The sequence below is a fragment of the Mucilaginibacter sp. AK015 genome (assembly GCF_014200785.1).
Taxonomy (GTDB): Bacteria; Bacteroidota; Bacteroidia; order Sphingobacteriales; family Sphingobacteriaceae; genus Mucilaginibacter.
In genome coordinates, this window is record NZ_JACHCV010000010.1 from 1 (window position 1) to 5813 (window position 5813).

The window sequence follows — 5813 nt, forward strand, 5'->3', positions numbered from 1 at the left end:
ACGTGCGCCGAACGTGAACGCTTTTTCAGATGTGCAGGTTCCAGATGTGCAGATGTGCAGATTTCAGATGTGCAGATGACTATGGACTATCGACCATGGACTATGGACAAAAAGCTTATAAACGCAGAAACCCCATGAGCGATAGCTCACAGGGTTTCATTAAGATTTGGCACCGACCTACTCTCCCACATTTTACTGCAGTACCATCGGCTCTGGCGGGCTTAACTTCTCTGTTCGGAATGGGAAGAGGTGGACACCGCCGATATAGGCACCTGAAGGTTTTTAGATTTGAGATGTGAGACATGAGATCTGAGACTCATTGTCTGCTGCATAACAAACCAATATTTAATTAGATAATGGAAAGGAGTATGGTGTGAGTGTATCTCACGTCTCATATCTCAATTCTCATATCTTAAACATAATTGAAAGAAGTAATAATCAGAGAAAACAACAGCTTTGTTTTGTTCGGTGATGCGCATTGCTGCGCACCACCATTCATTACCTGCTATGAGAAAGCTTCGGATTATTAGTATTACTCGACTTTGATGTCACCACCTTTATATCTGTAACCTATCAACGTAGTAGTCTGCTACGATCCTCAATGGAAGTCTCATCTTGTGGCTAGTTTCGCACTTAGATGCTTTCAGCGCTTATCTATTCCCAACGTAGCTACTCTGCAGTACACCTGGCGGCATAACAGATTCACCAGAGGTTAGTCCAACCCGGTCCTCTCGTACTAAGGTCAGCCCCACTCAAACTTCCAACGCCCACAACAGATAGGGACCGAACTGTCTCGCGACGTTCTGAACCCAGCTCGCGTGCCACTTTAATGAGCGAACAGCTCAACCCTTGGGACCTTCTCCAGCCCCAGGATGTGACGAGCCGACATCGAGGTGCCAAACCTCCCCGTCGATATGAGCTCTTGGGGGAGATCAGCCTGTTATCCCCAGCGTACCTTTTATCCTTTGAGCGATGGCCCTTCCATGCAGAACCACCGGATCACTATATCCGTCTTTCGACCCTGCTCGGCTTGTCTGCCTCACAGTCAAGCAAGCTTATGCTATTGCACTCCGCGTACGGTTACCAAGCGTACTGAGCTTACCTTTGAAAGCCTCCGTTACCTTTTTGGAGGCGACCACCCCAGTCAAACTACCCGCCAAACAATGTTCTCGACATTATCGAGTTAGACACCAAATACAGAAAGGGTGGTATTTCAACGTTGGCTAACCTACTCCTAGCGAAGCAGGATCACAGCCTCCCACCTATCCTACACATCCTGTATCCGATATCAATGTTAAGTTGTAGTGAAGGTGCATGGGGTCTTTCCGTCCCGTTGCGGGTAACCGGCGTCTTCACCGATACCACAATTTCACCGAGCTCATGGCTGAGACAGCGCCCAGATCGTTACACCATTCGTGCAGGTCGGAACTTACCCGACAAGGAATTTCGCTACCTTAGGACCGTTATAGTTACGGCCGCCGTTTACCGGGGCTTCGATTCAATGCTTCGCCATTGCTGACTAACATCCCCTCTTAACCTTCCGGCACCGGGCAGGTGTCAGGCCTTATACGTCATCTTTCGATTTTGCAAAGCCATGTGTTTTTGTTAAACAGTCGCCTGGGCCTTTTCACTGCGGCTGATATTGCTATCAGCGCCCCTTCTCCCGAAGTTACAGGGCCATTTTGCCGAGTTCCTTAGCCATGATTCACTCGAGCACCTTAGGATTCTCTCCTCGACTACCTGTGTCGGTTTACGGTACGGGTTTTTATAACCTGAAGCTTAGCGGGTTTTCTTGGAAGTCTGATTACCTGAACTATCACCTTACCCGAAGGCTCAGTGTACTATCTGCTTTCAGCAAGGTCTGCGTACTTAACTACAAACCCTATACCTACTGCATTTAACGAACTATTCCGTCAGTTCGCGTCAGTGTCACTACTCCGTCACCGCATCGCAGTTATAAAAAGTACTGGAATATTAACCAGTTATCCATCGGCTACGCCCTTCGGCTTCACCTTAGGCCCCGACTAACCCTGATCCGATTAGCGTTGATCAGGAAACCTTAGTCTTTCGGTGGGCGGGTTTCTCTCCCGCCTTATCGTTACTTATGCCTACATTTGCTTTTCTAATTCCTCCACAGTCAGTTGTCCTTCCTGCTTCACCGGCAATTAGAATGCTCCCCTACCAGTGCAATAAATTGCAATCCATAGCTTCGGTATAACGCTTAATGCCCGTTTATTATCCATGCCCGATCGCTCGACTAGTGAGCTGTTACGCACTCTTTAAATGAATGGCTGCTTCCAAGCCAACATCCTAGCTGTCTGTGCAATCGGACCTCGTTAGTTCAACTTAGCGTTAATTTGGGGACCTTAGCTGATGGTCTGGGTTCTTTCCCTCTCGGCCATGGACCTTAGCACCCATAGCCTCACTGCAGTGTATATTACATAGCATTCGGAGTTTGTCTGGATTTGGTAGGATTTGACTCCCCCGCACCCAATCAGTAGCTCTACCTCTATATAACTTAACCACCACGCTGTTCCTAAAAACATTTCGGGGAGTACGAGCTATTTCCCAGTTTGATTAGCCTTTCACCCCTACCCACAGATCATCCGGAAACTTTTCAACGTTTATCGGTTCGGTCCTCCAGTACCTGTTACGGCACCTTCAACCTGTCCATGGGTAGATCACAAGGTTTCGCGTCTACCCCCTCTGACTCTGCGCCCTTTTCAGACTCGCTTTCGCTTCGGATCCGTGTCTTAAACACTTAACCTTGCCAGAGAGGAGTAACTCGTAGGCTCATTATGCAAAAGGCACGCCGTCACACCACGAAGGTGCTCCGACCGCTTGTAAGTACACGGTTTCAGGTTCTATTTCACTCCCCTGTTCGGGGTTCTTTTCACCTTTCCCTCACGGTACTGGTTCACTATCGGTCTCTCAGGAGTATTTAGCCTTACCGGATGGTGCCGGCAAATTCCCACAAGGCGTCTCCGACCTCGCGGTACTCAGGATACCACTATCCTATCATTACTTACCCGTACGCAGCTCTCATGCTCTATGGCCGGGTTTCCCACCCCGTTCCGGTTCATTCTGATATTCATGTTGTGGTCCTACAACCCCAATTATGCCGTAACATAACTGGTTTGGGCTTCTTCCATTTCGCTCGCCACTACTCTGGAAATCATTATTATTTTCTCTTCCTCTGCTTACTTAGATGTTTCAGTTCAGCAGGTTTGCGCATTTATGCGACTAGTCTTCAACTAGCCAGGTTTCCCCATTCGGAAATCCGCGGATCAATTCATATTTGCTGATCCCCGCGGCTTATCGCAGCTTATCACGTCCTTCATCGCCTCTGAGAGCCAAGGCATCCCCCGTGTACCCTTTCTTACTTTCTTCTATACTTGTACCGCTTTTGCTCGGTACTGTATGCTTTTTGATTATGTTGCCGTTCATTGGCTCACTCGTTCATTGGTTCATTGGTATCGCTACCCTTGCCCCTTTGTTCTTGTAAACCTTTAAAGCCTGCAACAGTCCTCTACTGTTGTTTTCTCTTTTTGAATTACTTCTTCCAATATGTCAAAGAACGTTCGTTTAGATTTGAGTACTGAGATTTGAGATCTGAGACCGATTTGCATCCTGTCTGATATCTCATATCTAATATCTCACATCTTAACTTGGTGGAGAATAACGGATTCGAACCGTTGACCCCCTGCGTGCAAGGCAGGTGCTCTAGCCAGCTGAGCTAATCCCCCTTTCAGATGCGTCATTGGTCATTGAGTCATCAGGTCATTGGCTTTGCAGCTTTTGACTTTTAACTTTCAACTTTTGACTTACCGTGTAGTCCCGAGCAGATTTGAACTGCTGACCCCTACATTATCAGTGTAGTGCTCTAACCAAGCTGAGCTACAGGACTGTTTGATTTCGGATTTGTGATGTACGATTTTAGATTTCAATCGTCATTCGTAAATCGTAAATCGTAATTACTTACAATCTTGCCACTTTTGCGGTTACACCACTGATGGCTTCATCTTCCGGGTTGTTTTTTTAAGAGAATAATTAAGAAAATAATCATGCAGGTAACAGTTTCCTGTTAATGCGTTACTAAGGTTGTTTGGATAATGCTCCAGAAAGGAGGTATTCCAGCCACACCTTCCGGTACGGCTACCTTGTTACGACTTAGCCCCAGTTACCGACTTTACCCTAGGACGCTCCTTGCGGTTACGCACTTCAGGCACTTCCAGCTTCCATGGCTTGACGGGCGGTGTGTACAAGGCCCGGGAACGTATTCACCGCGTCATTGCTGATACGCGATTACTAGCGAATCCAACTTCACGGGGTCGAGTTGCAGACCCCGATCCGAACTGTGAATGGCTTTACGAGATTGGCATCCTGTTACCAGGTAGCTGCCCGCTGTACCATCCATTGTAGCACGTGTGTAGCCCCGGACGTAAGGGCCATGATGACTTGACGTCGTCCCCTCCTTCCTCTCTATTTGCATAGGCAGTCTGAATAGAGTCCCCACCATTACATGCTGGCAACTATTCACAGGGGTTGCGCTCGTTGCGGGACTTAACCCAACACCTCACGGCACGAGCTGACGACAGCCATGCAGCACCTAGTTTCGTGTCCCGAAGGACTGAGACGTCTCTGTCTCATTCACTAACTTTCAAGCCCGGGTAAGGTTCCTCGCGTATCATCGAATTAAACCACATGCTCCTCCGCTTGTGCGGGCCCCCGTCAATTCCTTTGAGTTTCACCCTTGCGGGCGTACTCCCCAGGTGGAATACTTAACGCTTTCGCTTAGACGCTGACCGTATATCGCCAACATCGAGTATTCATCGTTTAGGGCGTGGACTACCAGGGTATCTAATCCTGTTTGATCCCCACGCTTTCGTGCCTCAGTGTCAATAACACTTTAGTAAGCTGCCTTCGCAATTGGTGTTCTGTGACATATCTATGCATTTCACCGCTACTTGTCACATTCCGCCTACCTCAAGTGTATTCAAGCCCATCAGTATCAAAGGCACTGCGATAGTTAAGCTACCGTCTTTCACCCCTGACTTAATAGGCCACCTACGCACCCTTTAAACCCAATAAATCCGGATAACGCTTGGATCCTCCGTATTACCGCGGCTGCTGGCACGGAGTTAGCCGATCCTTATTCTTACCGTACATTCAGCCCTCTTCACGAAAAGGGGTTTATTCCGGTACAAAAGCAGTTTACAACCCGTAGGGCCGTCTTCCTGCACGCGGCATGGCTGGTTCAGGCTTGCGCCCATTGACCAATATTCCTTACTGCTGCCTCCCGTAGGAGTCTGGTCCGTGTCTCAGTACCAGTGTGGGGGGTCATCCTCTCAGATCCCCTAAACATCGTAGCCTTGGTAAGCCATTACCTTACCAACTAGCTAATGTTCCGCATGCCCATCTTGTTCCTATAAATATTTGATTATCTTACGATGCCATAAAATAATGTTATGCGGTGTTAATCTCTCTTTCGAGAGGCTATCCCCCTGAACAAGGTAGGTTACATACGTGTTACGCACCCGTGCGCCACTCTCATGAGAAGCAAGCTCCTCAATCCCGTCCGACTTGCATGTATTAGGCCTGCCGCTAGCGTTCATCCTGAGCCAGGATCAAACTCTCCATTGTATAATGTGTTGTTTATGATCCAGACCCTATTAACTCAATCAATAGAAATCTGTAAAAAAAAATATTCTCTTACATTATCCCATCCCTCAAGTCTCGCTCTTAACATCCAGAACATCGCTGTCCTGCTGTTACGCTGCATAATTTATTCTCTATCTCTTTTAAGAACTTTT

Annotated in this window: 2 tRNA genes and 3 rRNA genes; all 5 read right to left on the bottom strand. The window is 47.8% G+C overall.

The features are described from left to right. Positions 1 to 164: 164 nt before the first annotated feature. Positions 165 to 276, bottom strand: a 5S ribosomal RNA gene (gene rrf, locus HDC91_RS19775). A gap of 231 nt (positions 277 to 507) precedes the next feature. Further along, a 23S ribosomal RNA gene (locus HDC91_RS19780) occupies positions 508 to 3389 on the bottom strand. Positions 3390 to 3669: 280 nt separating this feature from the next. Continuing rightward, positions 3670 to 3746 (bottom strand) — tRNA-Ala (locus HDC91_RS19785). 86 nt (positions 3747 to 3832) lie between these two features. Further along, a tRNA-Ile gene (locus tag HDC91_RS19790) sits at positions 3833 to 3907 on the bottom strand. A 214-nt stretch (positions 3908 to 4121) separates the two neighbouring features. Continuing rightward, positions 4122 to 5643, bottom strand: a 16S ribosomal RNA gene (locus HDC91_RS19795). Together the 16S, 23S and 5S rRNA genes with 2 tRNA genes alongside form the textbook arrangement of a ribosomal RNA operon. Between the last annotated feature and the right edge of the window lie 170 nt (positions 5644 to 5813).